16 protein-coding genes and 2 tRNA genes are annotated in these 15,425 nt (G+C 68.8%); 10 read left to right on the top strand and 8 right to left on the bottom strand.

Going from position 1 to position 15,425, the window contains the following annotated elements:
* The first annotated feature begins 42 nt into the window (after positions 1-42).
* From dnaG to OU415_RS26865, 4 genes are all read left to right on the top strand, one after another.
* Positions 43-1,932, top strand: coding sequence for a DNA primase (gene dnaG / locus OU415_RS26880; protein ID WP_270952048.1), 1,890 nt, complete (start codon positions 43-45; stop codon positions 1,930-1,932).
* Positions 1,929-2,462: a hypothetical protein gene (locus OU415_RS26875; protein ID WP_270952046.1), complete on the top strand. Its 534-nt coding sequence runs from the start codon at positions 1,929-1,931 to the stop codon at positions 2,460-2,462. Before dnaG ends, OU415_RS26875 begins: the two co-directional genes overlap by 4 nt.
* 60 nt (positions 2,463-2,522) lie before the next feature.
* Positions 2,523-3,278 (top strand): trans-aconitate 2-methyltransferase, encoded by a 756-nt coding sequence (locus tag OU415_RS26870; RefSeq protein ID WP_270952044.1) that lies wholly within the window; start codon positions 2,523-2,525, stop codon positions 3,276-3,278.
* A 112-nt stretch (positions 3,279-3,390) separates the two neighbouring features.
* A tRNA-Asn gene (locus tag OU415_RS26865) sits at positions 3,391-3,463 on the top strand.
* Positions 3,464-3,609: 146 nt separating this feature from the next.
* On the opposite strand, the gene OU415_RS26860 is transcribed toward OU415_RS26865, so the two are convergent.
* Positions 3,610-3,882, bottom strand: a complete 273-nt coding sequence (locus OU415_RS26860) for a hypothetical protein (protein ID WP_270952043.1) — start codon at positions 3,880-3,882, stop codon at positions 3,610-3,612.
* A 277-nt stretch (positions 3,883-4,159) separates the two neighbouring features.
* Positions 4,160-4,387 carry a helix-turn-helix domain-containing protein gene (locus OU415_RS26855; RefSeq protein WP_270952041.1) on the bottom strand — a complete coding sequence of 76 codons (228 nt, stop codon included), beginning with the start codon at positions 4,385-4,387 and terminating at the stop codon, positions 4,160-4,162.
* 234 nt (positions 4,388-4,621) lie between these two features.
* On the opposite strand from OU415_RS26855, the gene OU415_RS26850 reads away from it, so the two are divergent.
* Together OU415_RS26850 and OU415_RS26845 are read left to right on the top strand one after the other, a co-directional pair.
* Positions 4,622-5,446: a sporulation protein gene (locus tag OU415_RS26850; RefSeq protein WP_270952040.1), complete on the top strand. Its 825-nt coding sequence runs from the start codon at positions 4,622-4,624 to the stop codon at positions 5,444-5,446.
* A gap of 34 nt (positions 5,447-5,480) precedes the next feature.
* Positions 5,481-6,122 carry a LysE family translocator gene (locus OU415_RS26845; RefSeq protein WP_270952039.1) on the top strand — a complete coding sequence of 214 codons (642 nt, stop codon included), beginning with the start codon at positions 5,481-5,483 and terminating at the stop codon, positions 6,120-6,122.
* A 16-nt stretch (positions 6,123-6,138) separates the two neighbouring features.
* Here OU415_RS26845 and OU415_RS26840 read toward each other — a convergent pair whose 3' ends face one another.
* The 4 genes from OU415_RS26840 to OU415_RS26825 all read right to left on the bottom strand — a co-directional run bounded on the left by OU415_RS26840 (position 6,139) and on the right by OU415_RS26825 (position 11,972).
* Positions 6,139-8,142 (bottom strand): neutral/alkaline ceramidase, encoded by a 2,004-nt coding sequence (locus OU415_RS26840; protein WP_270952038.1) that lies wholly within the window; start codon positions 8,140-8,142, stop codon positions 6,139-6,141.
* Positions 8,143-8,372: 230 nt separating this feature from the next.
* On the bottom strand, positions 8,373-9,224 hold the full coding sequence (locus OU415_RS26835) for an SAM-dependent methyltransferase (protein ID WP_270952037.1): 852 nt from the start codon (positions 9,222-9,224) through the stop codon (positions 8,373-8,375).
* A gap of 464 nt (positions 9,225-9,688) precedes the next feature.
* Entirely contained in the window at positions 9,689-10,651 is a 963-nt protein-coding gene (locus OU415_RS26830) for a hypothetical protein (protein ID WP_270952036.1), read from the bottom strand.
* A 298-nt stretch (positions 10,652-10,949) separates the two neighbouring features.
* A complete protein-coding gene (locus OU415_RS26825) occupies positions 10,950-11,972 on the bottom strand; it encodes a sigma-70 family RNA polymerase sigma factor (RefSeq protein WP_270952035.1) in 1,023 nt (340 codons plus the stop codon).
* A gap of 62 nt (positions 11,973-12,034) precedes the next feature.
* Here OU415_RS26825 and OU415_RS26820 point away from each other — a divergent pair, with 62 nt between their 5' ends.
* Positions 12,035-12,853: an alpha/beta fold hydrolase gene (locus tag OU415_RS26820; RefSeq protein ID WP_270952034.1), complete on the top strand. Its 819-nt coding sequence runs from the start codon at positions 12,035-12,037 to the stop codon at positions 12,851-12,853.
* A 13-nt stretch (positions 12,854-12,866) separates the two neighbouring features.
* On the opposite strand, the gene OU415_RS26815 is transcribed toward OU415_RS26820, so the two are convergent.
* Complete coding sequence (locus tag OU415_RS26815) at positions 12,867-13,085, bottom strand: hypothetical protein (RefSeq protein ID WP_270952033.1); 219 nt, start codon at positions 13,083-13,085, stop codon at positions 12,867-12,869.
* A 67-nt stretch (positions 13,086-13,152) separates the two neighbouring features.
* On the opposite strand from OU415_RS26815, the gene OU415_RS26810 reads away from it, so the two are divergent.
* The 3 genes from OU415_RS26810 to OU415_RS26800 all read left to right on the top strand — a co-directional run bounded on the left by OU415_RS26810 (position 13,153) and on the right by OU415_RS26800 (position 14,716).
* The gene (locus tag OU415_RS26810; protein WP_270952032.1) at positions 13,153-13,758 is read left to right on the top strand and encodes a TetR/AcrR family transcriptional regulator; all 606 of its coding nucleotides are present in this window, start codon (positions 13,153-13,155) and stop codon (positions 13,756-13,758) included.
* A 473-nt stretch (positions 13,759-14,231) separates the two neighbouring features.
* On the top strand, positions 14,232-14,435 hold the full coding sequence (locus OU415_RS26805; protein WP_270952031.1) for a hypothetical protein: 204 nt from the start codon (positions 14,232-14,234) through the stop codon (positions 14,433-14,435).
* A 206-nt stretch (positions 14,436-14,641) separates the two neighbouring features.
* A tRNA-Ile gene (locus tag OU415_RS26800) sits at positions 14,642-14,716 on the top strand.
* A gap of 66 nt (positions 14,717-14,782) precedes the next feature.
* On the opposite strand, the gene OU415_RS26795 is transcribed toward OU415_RS26800, so the two are convergent.
* The coding region (locus tag OU415_RS26795) for a site-specific integrase (protein ID WP_270952030.1) at positions 14,783-15,425 on the bottom strand (643 nt) is incomplete at its 5' end.

Below are 15,425 nucleotides of genomic sequence, written 5' to 3'. Positions count from 1 at the left end.
TACCCGGACCGCGGCGATCACAATGCCCCTAGACTGGTCCACGTGGTAGGCAGGATCCGGGAGAGCGACATCGCCGAAGTGCGCGATCGCAGCCGGATCGACGTCGTCGTAGGCGAGTACGTCGCCCTGCGGAACGCCGGTGGCGGCGCGCAGAAGGGCCTGTGCCCGTTCCACGACGAGAAGACCCCGTCGTTCAACGTGCGCCCGAGCCACGGCACCTTCCACTGCTTCGGTTGCGGTGAGGGCGGCGACGTCATCGCCTTCGTGATGAAGATCGAGCACCTCGGCTTCGTGGAAGCCGTCGAGCGGCTGGCCGACCAGGTCGGTGTCCAGCTGCAGTACGAGGGCGGCGCTCCGGGGCCCAAGCGCGACCGCGGCACCAGGGCGCGGATGGTCGAGGCGCACCGCATCGCCGCCGAGTTCTACGCCGAGCAGCTGCGTTCGCCGGAGGCGCTCAAGGCCCGCGAGTACTTGTCGGAGCGCGGTTTCGACGAGGCAGCGGCGCAGCGCTTCGGCTGCGGTTTCGCGCCCGCCGGCTGGGACAAGTTGACGAAGATCCTGCTGCAGAAGGGCTTCGAGCTCGACGAGCTGATCAAGTGCGGTCTGTCCAAGGAAGGCCGCCGCGGTCCGATCGACCGGTTCCACCGGCGGTTGCTGTGGCCGCTGAAGGACCTCGGCGGTGACGTCGTCGGGTTCGGCGCGCGCCGCCTCTTCGACGACGACCCGATCCAGGCGAAGTACGTCAACACCTCGGCGACCCCGATCTTCAACAAGTCCCAGGTCCTGTTCGGCATCGACCTGGCCAAGCGGGAGATCGCCAAGCGCCGCCAGGCGGTGGTGGTCGAGGGCTACACCGACGTGATGGCGATGCACCTGGCCGGGGTGCCGACGGCGGTGGCCTCCTGCGGCACGGCTTTCGGTGACGACCACATCTCGGTGCTGCGCCGGCTGATGATGGACGACGACGCGTTCCGCGGCGAGGTCATCTTCACCTTCGACGGTGATGAGGCCGGGCAGAAGGCGGCGATGAAGGCGTTCGAGGGCGAGCAGCAGTTCGCCGGGCAGACCTACGTGGCGATCACCCCGGACGGCATGGACCCGTGCGAGCTGCGCGAGGCCAAGGGCGACGCGGCGGTGCGCGATCTGGTGGCCCGGCGCCGCCCGCTGTTCGAGTTCGCGATCCGCAGCCTGCTGACCGACTACGACCTGGATTCTGTCGACGGCCGCGTCGCTGCGCTGAAGCGGACCGTGCCGCTGGTCGCGCAGATCAAGGACCCGGCGAGCCGGGACGGTTACGCGGCCAGGCTCGCCTGGTGGGCGGGCTGGAACGATGAGAACCAGGTGGTCCGGCGGGTCAGGCAGAGCTCGGGCACCCCGTCGCGCACCAAGCGCCGACCGCAGCGCGACAAGGCGCAGCAGTCGCTGGGCATGGACGTCGACCTGCCCAAGCGGCCGCAGCTGCACGACCCGCGCTGGGCGGAGCGCGAGCTGCTGAAGGCGGCGCTGCAGGAACCCGCGCTGGCCGGACCGATGTACGACGCGCTGCCGGACGAAGCGTTCACCGAGCCCGTCTACGCCGAGCTGCACCGAGCGGTGCTGGCCGCGGGCGGTTCGGCCTCCGGTTTGAGCGGGGCTGCGCTGGTGGACGCGGTGTCGCAGCAGTGCGAGAACCAGGTCACGCGGGGCCTGCTCACCGAGCTGGCGGTGGAGAAGCTGGAGTCGCGGACCGAGGAAGGCCCGCGCTACATCTCCGGGCTGGTCGTCCGGCTGCAGGAACGCCTGGTCAGCAGGCAGATCGCGGACATCAAGTCGAAGGTCCAGCGGATGTCCCCGCTGGAGGACGCCGAGGAGTACAACGCGCTCTTCGGCGACATGATCGCGCTCGAGGGCTACCGGAAGGCCCTGCTCGAACAGCTGATGGGGACGATGTGATCACCTGGCTGCGGCGGCTGGTCGCGCGGTTGAGCGGCACGGCCGAGCTGCCCGCCGACTTCACCGGCGAGCTCGCCGCCGACGAGCACGTCCTCGCGGTGTCGCGGACTTCGGACGGCGCGCTGGTCGCGACCCACCTCGGCCTGTGGCTGCCCGAGGGGCGCCGCATCGGCTGGCACCTGCTGAGCAAGGCCACCTGGAACAACGGCGTGCTCACCGTGATCGAGGCGGAGGAATCCGGCGACGCGGGGGGCGCGGTGCTGCTGCGCGACCAGCCGAGTCGTCGGCTGCAGCTGACCGAGTCCGGGCGCCTGCCGGACGTCGTGCACGAGCGCGTGAACCAGTCGATCCGCTCCCGCCACCACCGCGATCTCCCCGGCGGGGGAGCGTGGTTCGTGCAGCGCAAGGTGCCCGGTCAGGACGGGATCGTGCTGCAGGTCCGGCCGGATCGCGCGGCGGACGAGACCGCGGTCGCGGAGTTCGCGGCCACCGTCGTCGAGCAGCTGAACCGGGCGAAGCACCAGAACTGACGCTCGACAGCGGAGCACCTCCAGGAATACAGTACGAGCGTACTGCTAAGGAGGCGCGGCATGTGGGACCCGCAGAAGTACCTGACCTTCAGCGAACAGCGCGACCGCCCGGCCCACGACCTGATGGCCCGGGTCGGAGCTGACCGAGCGCGCCGCGTGGTGGACCTCGGCTGCGGCGCGGGCAATCTGACGCACCTGCTCACCGACCGCTGGCCGGACGCGGTGGTGGAGGCTGCGGATTCGTCGCCGGAGATGGTCGAAGCGGCGCGGGCCAACGGGATTCCGGCGCGCGTCGAAGACGTCCGCGACTGGAAACCGTTGCCGGACACCGACGTCGTGCTGTGCAACGCGGTCCTGCAATGGGTTCCCGAACACGTCGAGCTGCTCCAGCGCTGGCTGACCGAGCTGCCCTCCGGATCGTGGTTCGCCTTCCAGGTCCCGGGGAACTTCGAATCACCGTCCTACGTGGCGATCCGCGAACTGATGGCCGAGCCGCGCTGGCGGGACCGAGCGGACGTCCTGCGCACGGACTCGGTGCTCGCCCCGGTCGGGTACGCCGACGCCCTCGCGGATCTCGACGTCGCAGTGGATGCGTGGGAGACGACGTACGTCCACGCCTTGCGCGGACCGGACCCTATCCTCGAATGGGTGACGGGAACGGCGCTGCGACCTGTTCGGGCGGCTCTGGGCGACGCCGAGTGGACGGAGTTCCGCGCACAGCTGGCGCCTCGGCTGACCGAGGCCTACCCGCAGCGACCGGATGGAGTGACGTGGTTCCCCTTCCGTCGCGTCTTCGTCGTAGCCCACCGTCTCTGACCTGCGATTACGCCACTTGGATCAATGAGAGGGGGGTGCCTGTGAAGCCCCCTGCGGGGATGCGCTAAAGTAGTTCCTGTCAGCGAGACGAGCTGACGAAACAAAAGAACATTCCTCCGTAGCTCAATTGGCAGAGCATTCGGCTGTTAACCGAAGGGTTACTGGTTCGAGTCCAGTCGGAGGAGCGCAAAGCCCCAGATCAACGATCTGGGGCTCTTTCGTTTCCGGACTCCCTTTCGAATCGCGAAATGGGACTCGCGCGAGTGCGCCGGCCAGCTCGGGGCTGGTCGGCGCACCCGTCAGGTCAGGGCGCAGGGCGTTCGTGCCCGCGTCAGTCGTTGCCCGCCAAGGAGAAGGCGTCACCGCCGATGCCCGCGCCGCCGTTGCCCGCGGCAGCGTTGCCGCCGTCGCCGCTGGACAGGGCGTTGATGCCACTCAGGACGTTGACGCCGATTCCTCCGTTTCCGCCGACGCCGTTGCCGCCGGCGGCGAAGGACGCCGCGTCGTCGTCGCCGTGGTAACCGCTGGCGAAGGCGGGTGAGCCGATGGCCAGGGCTGCGGCGCAGGCAGCAGTGACACCGAGAAGGCGAAGCGAAGTGCGCATTGCTCGAACTCCCATCCGTGTTCCGTACTTCGCCGGTCGGCGGCAGTTGTCCGGTCTTCCGGGCCTGGGGGTCCGCCAAGCGGCAAGACGTACCGTGCACCGGTTCCGGAGGACGCGCCTTCGCGGCCACACCATGGGGAATGCCCCGCCACTCGTGCGGACCACTGCGCCGGGTTTTTCCGCGGAAGGGCTTGCTTTTTTCCCTTGGAGGTGCAGGAAGATCGAGACCCGGGGCGTGAAAGTCACTCTGCAGCGGGGTTTTTCGACATCCGCGACGCTATGAGTCTCCTTCGGGTTCCGCGTCGGGGACCCAGCGGAGGACGTCGCCCGGCTGGCAGTCGAGGGTCCGGCAGATCGCGTCGAGGGTGGTGAAGCGGACCGCTTTGGCCCGGCCGTTCTTCAGGACCGCGATGTTGGCGGGGGTGATACCGACCGCTTCGGCGAACTCGCCCACCGACATCCCGCGCTCGGCCAGCTGGACGTCCAGCTCGACGACGATCGCCATCAGATCGCCCCGGCGATCTCGGTCTGCATCTCCGCCGCCTTGCGCAGGAGCGCGGCGACGATGCAGATCCGGAGCGCGGTGATGATCAACGTGTGCATGCATCGATTATCGATAGGTATCGATCGAAAATCAATAGATCATCTGCGTTCGGGCACCCGGGTCGATAGTCGGCATATCGGACGGATTCGCCCGTTGCGTCCGCGCGGGGTCGATCTGGGCGGAACACTGGGCGGCATGTTCAAGAAGTTGTTGGCCGCCGTCGGGTTTGGTGGCGCTGAGGTGGATACCGTGCTGCACACGCCCGGGGTGCAACCCGGTGGGACTGTGCGCGGCACCGTTCGGCTGCGGGGCGGCGAGCTGCAGCAGCCCTTGGACGGCGTCTTCGTCGAGTTCGTCGCGAGCGTCAAGCACGAGATCCCCAGCCACGGTCCGGACGGCGACCACTACCAGGGGCACGACCACGACCGCCACAAGCGGACGCGGGAGACGATGATCGGCTTCGGACGGGTGGACGTCCAGCGCGGCGTCGTGCTCCAGCCCGGGCAGGTCGTCGAGATCCCCTTCGAGGTGCCGGTGCCGCTGGAAACGCCCATCACGCACTACAAGCACGGCCCGATGCCGGGCATGCTCGTCGCGGTGCGCACCCAGCTGGAGATCAAGGGCGCGTTCGACGCGACCGACACCGACCCGATCGGGGTCGGCGCGCTGCCCGCGCAGCACGTGCTGCTGGAGGCGGTGGAGGCGCTGGGGTTCCGGCTGCACCACGCCGACGTCGAGCACGGCCGGTTCCGCGGAACGCGCCAGCAGCTGCCGATCCACCAGGAGATCGAGTTCAGCGGCTCCCCGCGGTACCGCCGCATCCGGGAGCTGCGGGTGTCGTTCTTCGCCGGCCCGGACGGCATGGACGTGGTCCTGGAAGCCGACCGCAGGCAGGGCCTGTTCACCGGCGACCGGGACGTCAAGAACGTCCTGCACGTCGACTACGCGACGATGGGGCAGGTGGACTGGTCGGCCGAGATCCACCAGCAGATCGAGCGCACCGGCACCAACTGGCTCTGACGACCAGGTCGGTGGAAGTGCCACAATCCGCGCCATGGACTTGGTCGGTTCGCTGCCCGCTTTCCTGCTGGCCGTTCTGCTCATCTCGGCGTCTCCCGGGCCCGCCATGGCGTTGATCTTCCGCCGGGCCGCCTTGGGCGGCTTCAGGCCCGCGATCGGCACGGTGCTCGGGCTGGAAGCCGGTATCTACATCTGGGCGATCGCCGCTGGTGCCGGTTTGACGGCGCTGGTGGCCGCTTCGGAGACCGCGTACCTCGTGATGCGCCTCGCCGGTGCTGCTTTCCTCGTCTACCTCGGAATTCGTTCGTGGGCAGCGGTCTTCCGGGATCGCGGCGACGCCGAAGAACCGGTGTCCGGTGGGGAGCGCGGGAACGGATCCTTCTTCCGCTCCGCGGGGGAGGGACTGCTCGTCCAGCTGGCGAACCCGAAAGCGCTGATCTTCATGTTCGCCTTCTACCCGCAGTTCGTCCCGGCGGACTGGCCGCTGCTGAGCACTACCGCCGTCCTCGCGCTCGTCCAGGTGATCGTGGAGACCGCGCTGTACCTCGTGTTGGCGGCGAGCGTCGCCCGGGCAGGAGCGTGGTTCCGCCAGTCCAAGGTGCGGCGGCGCCTCGAAGCGATCACCGGAACCGTCCTGATCGCCCTCGGCCTGCGCGTCGCGGCGAGCAGCCAGTAGCGGGCGCGCGCTCCGGTCAGCCGACGACGAAGGCCCGGGTGGTTCCGGTGAAGGGTTTGATCTCGCCGTTCCAGCCGTTCTTCCAGTCGCCGTGGTGGACGATGCGGTAGCGGCCGGTCGGGGCGCTGGGCGGGATGTCCCAGGTGATCGTGGCCGTCGAGGTCGCCGGTCCGGTTCGGGCCCAGCGGTACTTCGTCGACCAGTGGCGGTCGTCGGCCACGGGTTGCCAGGAGCCGTCGACCAGGCGTTGGACCTCGGCGAAGGTGCCGCCCCGGTGCAGGTCGTTCTTCGGGTGACCGGTCGCGAACACCGCGGAGGCCTGCTCGCCGCGGCCGTAGCGGGTGGCCGGTTCGGTGAGCACGTCGCCGAACTCGCGGCCCGGCGGCTTGTCGTCGAAGACCACGCCCGGCTGGAAGTTGATCAGCTTGCCGCGCAGGTCGCGCGGGGTCGGACCGAGCGGGACGGATTCGCCGGTGCGCATCGCGGCGGCCAGGCGGGTGAATTCCTGCTGGTAGGCGGGCAGCGTGTACCGGCCGAACAGGGTCGAGGCGCCCTCGTACTGCTGCGCGTCGTACTCCTCCGGCGTGGTCACGTACTGGCTGTAGGCGTTGGAGTAGCCCTGCACCAGCACGTTCTCCAGCGGAACGCCCAGCTCCTCGGCGACCGCGCGGCGGAGCCGCAGACCGGCCACGATGGTGAACTCGGCGGGCCCGGCCACCAGGTGCAGCTGGCCGATGCGGATCAGTTGCAGCGGCAGCACTTCCGGGCACCACGGGTAGGGCTTCATCGCGCCGAACGGCACCGCGACCGGCTTGGGCGCCTGCTCGCCGGCCAGCCAGTCCGGGACCGGTTCGTCCGCGCCGCCGAGCCAGTCCAGGAACGGGTTGCGGACGCCTTCCGGGAGCGGCAGGCCCGGGCCGTCCTCGCGGCTCCCGGCGAGCATGGACACGCCGATCGCCGCCGTGGTCGTCTTGTGCTGCCGGCCGTCCGGGGTGAAGCGACCGTCCACGACGACCTTCGACATGTCGACGAAGCACATCCGGTGGTCGACCGCACCGGTGATCTGCTCCTGCGCCGAGTCGAAAGCGCTTCTCGCAGCGCGGAACTGCCGGTCGCCGATGATGCGGGTGTTCTCGAACTCGTCGTCGGTGGGCCCGGATCCAGGGGAGAGGTTCAGGTTCGGCGACATGTCGCCGGAGTTCGTCTGCGCGAAGCAGGCGACGAACTCGTCGTCGAGCTGCTCCCAGGCGAACGCGGCGTAGCCCTTGTTGTCCGAGCTGATCAGCTGGTTCGTGTTGGTCATCGAGGTGCCGTGGGTGGCGAACCAGGTGATCGCACCGACGTCCCGGCTGCCCTGCGCGAAGCGCAGCACCGTCACCGCCGGGTCGATGGCCAGCGGGAAGTGGTCCTTGTCGGACTGGGGGTTCAGGTCGAACGCGCTGCGCGACCGGTTCACGCTGGCATCGGTCAGCACGGCGCGACCGAGGTGCACGGTGCCGGGCTTGAGGTCGTCGTGCGCCAGGGAGATCGCCTCGACGATCCCGTCGACGACGGCGTTGTAGGTCTGCTCCTGGAAGCCGAGGATCGACAGGTCGTAGGCGGCGTAGTGCGAGTCGCCGCCGCACGCGGCGTGCGTGTGCGTGGCGTTGAGCAGCACGTTCTGCTCGGTGTAGAGCTCGCCGTACTTTTCGCGGAGCTTGCGCAGAACTCCTTGGTGCACCGACTGGAACAGCGCGCCGAGCTCGGCGGTGACGAACGCGATCCGCTGGTCGCCGTCGGCCACGACGAACGCGCGCGCGAGGGTGCGCAGGTGGATGCCCGCGGTCTGCTGCTGGGGCATCGAGTAGCCCATCATGCCGTTCTCGGCGGCCGGGCCGGTGACGTCGGCGATGCCCCTGCCGACCAGGTAATCCCCGGATCCCCGGGCGGTTCCGGCGGCGGCGCTGGTGCCGCCGAGGGCCGATGCGACCAGTGGTGCTGCGGCAGCGGCCGCGAGCACCTGCCTCCTGGCTACGGGCATGGGCTGCACTCCTCGGTGAATGCGAACCAATTTCATGTTCGTTGGTCGCTGGAGACTACGTGATTCAGTTCACGCTGCCAAGGGGTGCGTCCCTGCCGTGCGGAGTCCGGACTTCGGCGCGCCGCAGCCGCCCGGTGGGGTGACTCCCGCAAATTCAATGGAAATCAGACGTCCGATTTCCATTGAATTTGCGTGGCACCGCACCGGAGCGGGGTGGGAAGTTCAGGTGATCAGGGCTTTCGGCCGACGCCGCCGATGTGCATGGCGTGCGCTGGGCTGTTCGGCTCGGGCATGTCCGGGCCGACGCGCCACTCGTTGTGCGGCACCAGGCCGGGGTCGACCAGTTCGAGGCCGTCGAAGTAGCGGATCTGCTCGTCCCAGGTGCGGAAGCACCGGGTGCCCATGCCGCTGTCGGCGAACACCTGCGAGAGCTCCATCGCGCGCGGCTCGCCGTTGTCGCAGGTGTTGGACACCAGCAGGAAACCGCCGGAGGGCAGGCGATCGCGGATGCCCGCGGCCACGCCCTCGGGATCCTCCTCGTCCTCGAGGTGCATCAGGATTCCACCCAGCAGCACGGCGAACGGCTCCGACTGGTCGATCAGCCGCTCGGTGTCCGGGTGCCCGAAGATGGCTTCCGGTTCGCGCAGGTCCGCCTTGAGGAAGGCGGTCCGGTCGTTGGAGGCCAGCAGGGCGCGACCGTGGGCCAGCACGATCGGGTCGTTGTCGACGTAGACGACGCGCGTCTCGGGCGCGACCTCCTGCGCGATCTCGTGCACGTTGCCCGCGGTCGGCAGCCCGGAACCGATGTCGACGATCTGCCGGATCCCGGCCTCGCCGACCAGGTAGCGCACGGCCTGCCGCAGGAAGTGCCGGTTCGCCTTGGCCAGCAGCATGGCCTCCGGGACGACCTCGGTCATCGCCGCGGCGGCGGCCCGGTCGACGGCGAAGTTGTCCTTGCCGCCCAGGGCGAAGTCGTAGATGCGGGCGATGGAGACCTTCTCGGTGTTGACCTCCGCGGGCACGTGGTCCGCCCCGGCTTCGGAGCCGACCAGCCGCTGCAGCGGTCCTGGAGAATCCGTCATCGTGGCTGTCCCCTCGTGCTGAGTCCGAAGATCGACCCCAAGGTACAACATCAACTCGACGCGGGTCCGGCATTGCGATCAATCCGTGAATGCGCCTGGTACCAGTGCATTCAGGTGGTCCGGGATGGTGCAGTTTCAATGAGGTTTTTCCAGCCTCGTTGTGCGTGGCGGTGCGGGTGGTGGAGCCTCAGACGCCGCCTGGCTGCGGGAGCCCGTTTTTATGTATGGCCAATACACGGCAAACGGGCTGTCCTCGTCAGGCGACGTCTGAGAACCCGCGGCGGTGCCGGTTGCTTGGGTGGGTTATGCGCCTGCGGCGCATGCGGTGATCTCCGTCCGGTGTCGGCCGGGCGTCGCGGCTGCGGCCGTGGACCAGGATGAAAAGGCTCAATTGAAAATGTGGTGCGACGTAGCGGGAGATCGCAGTTTCAATTGAAACTGCGGCAGCCGCTCACGTCTGGCTACTATTCGCCGTTGCTCCGCGCGGGATCGCTCGGCATCGCGACGACGTCGCGGATTCGTCCCGGCCATTCGCACACCGCGCCGGCGGCGATGATTCGTTCGCGGTCGAATTCGGTTGGCACCAGGAGGATTTCGTCGTGGGACACGGTGATTCCGGGCAGCGACAGCTGGTCCAGGAACCGCGACGCGTTCGGGACGACGCGGACGTGGGTGCAGTGTTCGAGGGCGATCGCCCAGGCCTTGGACTTCATGCGGTTGATCCGGCGGAAAGCCCACCAGGCTGCGACTTCCGCGTCGTACAGCGCGGCTTGCTCGGCGCCGTGGGGCGTGGAGATCACCGGGAAGGTGCCGGGGTGGTCGTCGCGGCGGGTGTCGACGACGACGAGCCCGCCGCTGGTGATGCGCGCGGCGAAGGTGTCGATGCCGAGCATCACGGCGGCGCCGTCGTAGCGGGACGTCGTCGCGTTGATGACCTCCTCGTCGTCGCGCGTCGTCCGCCACCGGAGGTGACCGGGGCAGCGGTCGGTGCGGCGCAGGTGCCGGCGCCAGCACTTCCGGCCCCGCCCGCAGTCCTCCCAGCTGGGATGCACGACGCCGGTGACGAACAGGTCGATGTCGGAGACACCTCGGCGGGCACCGCGTGCGGGACGGATCAGCCGGACGCTGGGGACCTGCTGGGCGTCGCGGATCCTCTCGACCTCGACGAGCAGGGAGAAGTCGGTGCCGTCCGGACATTCGAACCGCAATTCGGTGGTGCGGCGCGCGTTCCCGGCTCGGTGGAAGGCCGCCGCTGCGCGTTCTCGCAGGATCTCGTGCGGCTGGGACGGCCCGCGGCGGGGCAAGTGCGGCCAGCGGGAGTCGTTCCGGGAGCGGTGCGCGAAGCGGTGGGTGCGGTGGAAGCGGGCGGACATCCCGGGATGTCCGTGCGCGTACAGCTCGTGCTCGTCGTCGGAGAACGCGATCACGGGAGCTCCCAGCGTCAGGTTTCCGGCTCGACCCCATGTTGACGGTTGAGTCGAAATGCCCGGCCGACCAGCAGATCGCGCCGGGTGATCAGCACTGCGGCACCCGGGTTGCGGCGGCGGCCGGACGGGTTCAGCAGCGCTGTTGCGATCGCGGATCGTCGCCGAACGACAGCGCCGGAGTTCGCCGGACCGGCCCAGCCTTGCGAAGCTCGGGCGAATTCGTTCCGGGTGCCTGCGCCAGGACCCGTGAGCACTTTGGGTTGCTATGGCAGCCCAAAGTGCTCACGGGGCGTAGTCCTCACGGAAGCTCCCCGGGCAGCCCGAAGAGCCGGAAGTGCTCGGCGCCGATGAACGCCGTGATCTCCCGGATCAGGCCGTCCTCCAGCGTGAGCACGTTGATCGCCCAGGGGCTGTGCGTGGTCTCGCCGTCGCGGCGGAGGTAGCAGGCCACCGCGGGCTGCCCGTTCGCGCTGGTCGGCACGTGCCGCCACGACCCGCAGGTCAGCGGAACCCGAACGGCGAAGTCCGTCACCGCCTCGATGCCGTGGTACCAGTGCGGCAGCGGCGGCATCGACCACGTGACGTCCTCGGTGAGCAGCGCGAGCAGGGAATCGGCGTCGCCGTTCTCCAGAGCCGCGGAGAACTCGGCGACGATCTCCTGCATCCGCCCGTCCTCGAGCTGGCGCAGCGTCTGCTGCTGGGTGCGCGGCGGGACCTTCTCGGCGACGATCCGCCGCGCGCGCTGCAGCGCGCTGTTCACCGACGCGGTCGAGGTGCCCATCGTCTCGGCGATCTCGGCGGCGGAGAAGTCCAGCACCTCGAACAGCAGCAATGCCGCCCGCTGGTTGCCGGGCAGGTGCTGCAGGGCGGCCACGAAGGCGAGCTCGACGGCCTCGCGCTGCTCGTAGCGCGCTTCCGGGGCGGCTCGACCGCTGCTGAGCCCGGCGTCCGAGTACGGCCCCAGCCAGGCGACCTCGGTGAGCGGGGCGTCGTCGACCACGGCGCGGTCGCTGGACGGTCCGAGATCGACCGGAAGCGCCCGCTTGCCGCGGTTCTCGATGACGTTCAGGCAGGTCCGGGTGGCGATGGTGTGCAACCAGGTGCGCACCGAGCTGCGCCCCTCGAACCGCGCCAGCCCGCGCCACGCCCGCACCATCGCGTCCTGCAACGCGTCGTCGGCATCGTGGGCCGAGCCCAGCATGCGGTAGCAGTGCGCGTGCAGGTCCCGGCGCAGCGGCGCCACGAGCCGGTCGAACGCGGCGTCGTCGCCGCCGCGGGCCAGGGCGAGATCATCCGCCGTGCTGGAAGAAATTTCGCTCACGGCGATGATTCTGCCCTCGCCGCGCCGGTCATACCGGTGAATCGCTTGCGAGGAGGATTGCCATGACGAACGCACCCACCACCGGCCTGCTCCCGGTGCCCGACGGTCGACTGCACTTCGAGGTGCGCGGAAGCGGGCCGCTCGTGGTGCTGGTCGGAGCCCCGATGGACGCCAGGTCGTTCGAGGGACTCGCCGACCGGCTCGCCGCCGACCACACCGTGCTCACCACCGATCCGCGCGGCATCAACCGCAGCCCGCTGGACGATCCGGAGCAGGACTCGACGCCCGAGCTGCGCGCCGACGACCTCGCCCGGCTCATCACCCACGTCGACGCGGGACCGGCCGTGGTCCTCGGTTCCAGCGGGGGAGCGGTCAGCACCCTGGCGCTGGTGCAGGCGCGCCCCGAGCTGGTCAGCACCGCGATCGCCCACGAGCCGCCGCTGTGCGAACTGCTGCCGGACCGCGAGCAGCTGCGCGCGGGCACCGAGGACATCATCGCCACGCACCTGTCCGGCGACTACCTCGGCGGTTGGCGGAAGTTCCTGGCCATGGCCAACATCGACATGCCGCCGGAAGCGGTCGGGGAGATCTTCGGCGGCGAGCGCGACGCGCAGCAGATCGCCGACGACCACTACCAGAACGCGCACATGCTGCGCGGCACCTCGCACTGGGTGCCTGACCTCGAGGCCCTGCGCGCGTTGTCGACCCGAGTCGTGGTCGGCATCGGTGAGGAGTCGAGCGGGCAGTTGTGCGAGCGCACTTCGAAGGCGCTGGCCGCGGAGCTGGGCGTCGACCCGGTGCTCTTCCCCGGTGACCACATCGGATTCGCCGAGGATCCGGAATCCTTCGAAACCCGGCTCCGCGAGGTCCTGCGGGCGTAGATCGCTGTCGTGGTCATCGGGCGCCGTTCCGGCGTGCGCGTTTCCGCTCGGCGAGGACCAGCGCGCCGGCGCCCAGCGCAGCGAGCGCCAGCCCTGCCCAGGGCTGCGCCGCCGGAACGGCGTTGACCAGGAAGAAGCTCTCTTCGGGATCTTGGCCGAATGCGCTCTGCGCGAGCGGAGCGAGGCCTTGCAGCAGCAGCACGACACCGACGATCCGCAACAGCGTTCGCATCGACGACCCCCTTATTCGGCACACCTGTGCCGCATAGTATCCAGTACAGCTGTGCTATAAAAGATGAGTGCCGAAGATCGTCGACCACCAGGCCCGCCGCCTCCGGATCGCCGAAGCGCTGTGGCAGGTGGCCCTGCGCGACGGGATCCACGCGGTGTCGGTGCGAACCGTGGCGACGCAGGCGCAGACGTCCCCGACCGCGCTGCGCTACTTCTTCACGACGCAGGACGAACTGATGGAGTTCGCCATGCGCGCGGTCGCCGACCGGGTGGCGGTCCGCGTCCGGGCCCGCCTCGAGAAGGTCGAAAACCCCGACGGCGTCCGGCGGCTCCTGGAAGAGCTCATCCCGCTGGACGCCGACCGGCGTCTGGAGCAGGGCGTCTACCTGGCCTTCCTGGTGCGCGCGCAGACCCATCCGGGACTGCGCGCGGTGGCGGAAGAGGTGGAGTCGCAGCTGGCGGGCCTGGTTCGCCAGGTGGTGGGGTTCCTGCGCGCCGCAGGCGGTCTCGGCGAGGGGCGCTCGATCGACCGCGCGGCGCGCAGCACGTACGCGTTGCTGGACGGGCTGGCGTTCCAAGGTGCGCTCTGGCCGGACCGACATCCGCCCAAGAAGCTCAAGCAGATCTTGCGCGACCACTTGGCAGAGCTCGCGACGGCGAGCGTCGAGAGCTGATCCTCCGCGCGGTGGCCGAGTGATGGCAGTAACACGTGGCGCTGCGCGGGTGTCGCTCCGGCGTTCGCTAAGATCGGTGATGAGGTACTTCGGTACCGCAATCGGGGTGATCAGCAGCGAACGCGGAAAGCGGTGCGCTGGCGCGAATTTCGCAGCCCCCGGGGAGGAGCGCCGCGACGCTGCGGCGAGTGCAGTTCACCTGTCCGGGCGACTCGGGATCGGGATGGATAACAATCCCGGCTCAACGCGCGATCACGTCCATGCTCGGCTCGCGATCAACGGCACTGGCGCTGATGATTTGTGCAAGCCGCGCGAACCGCGGACCACTGACCGACCACTCTGGTTGATCTGCTCGATTGCTGACCGAAACGAACTCGTGATGCTTTTGCGTGCAACGAAGCGCCGTTGCACGCCGTCTCTCTAGCAGTGGTGGTTCGTCCAAGGGGACTGACTACAGGACGGGGGAAGTCAGGATGTCCGCACCAGGGATCGGCAAGAACTCGCTCTCGCTGCCCGATTTCGCTTCGGTGACCAAGCTGCCGAAGCCGATCAAGGCGTTGGTCTACTTGATCATGCTGGCGGTGATCACCGTCGCCGGCATCGCTGCGCTGGCGGCCGCGATGGTGGTCATCGGCCAGCTCACCGGCGCCTTCGACGTCTTCAGCTTCATCGGCTGAACGAGCTGAGATCAACAGGGCGGCGCGCCAGTGGTGCGCCGCCCTTTCTCATGTCCTGCAACGGCTGGCTAGTCCGGTCGGCTCAACCCCGTGCGCAGGCGATTCGACCAGTCCGACCAATCGTCCGGTAGGCCGCACGGCGGGTCCACCCGAAGGTCGCAACGCCCCGGCGTCTCGCTACGATCGCCAGTGTTGCCAACGCCACGGGGGCAGTAGCTCAGCAGGTCAGAGCAGCGGACTCATAATCCGTCAGGTCGTGGGTTCAAGTCCCACCTGCCCCACAAAACACCTGCTAAAACAGCTGTGGGAAAGGCACGGATTGATCATCTCCATACCTTTCCCACACTTTACTCGCCGAACCACTCAACCTCGCTCAGCGCGTCGGCGGCCTTGCGGCTCTTGACCTTGCGCCCCATGTAGACGTCCTGGGTCGTGGAGACCTTCGAGTGCCCCAGCTGGTCGGCGATCTCGCGTGCAGTCAGCCCGGCGCCATCCAGCACGGTCGCCACCGAGCGCCGGAACGTCCGGAACGTCACCCACGGGTATCCGGCGCGCTCTCGGAACTCGCGCCAACGGGCCAGGGTGTTGTGCTTGTCCCGGAGCCCGCCCTTGGTGTTCGGGAAGACCGGGCCGGATAGCTCCTCCGGCGCAACGCCGAACTTCTCAGCCAGCGTGATCCTGCGTTCGCGGAGCATCGACACCAGCCAGGAGGGCAGGTGCAGCGCCCGTCCCGAAACGTCCGTCTTGCCCTCGTTGATCATCAGGCCGGTACCTTTGCCTCGAATGAGGTTGCCGGCCCAGTCCGCGGTCCCTGCTTCTAGGTCGAGGTGGTGCCAGTGAACCGCGAGGGCCTCGCCGGTTCGTTCGCCGGTCCCCGCGTACCACCGGGCCAGGTCCGGTAGGTCTTGCCTCTTGGCGACCTCATCGGAATCGAGCTTGTTGAGGAGATCCTTCATCTCCTCCGGTTCGAGCGCCCGCGAGGCCTTCTTT

It is taken from the genome of Saccharopolyspora oryzae (genome assembly GCF_027853915.1).
Classification (GTDB): Bacteria; Actinomycetota; Actinomycetes; order Mycobacteriales; family Pseudonocardiaceae; genus Saccharopolyspora; species Saccharopolyspora oryzae.
Note: the sequence above shows the minus strand (reverse complement) of the source record. Positions and strands in the feature narration are given on the sequence as shown.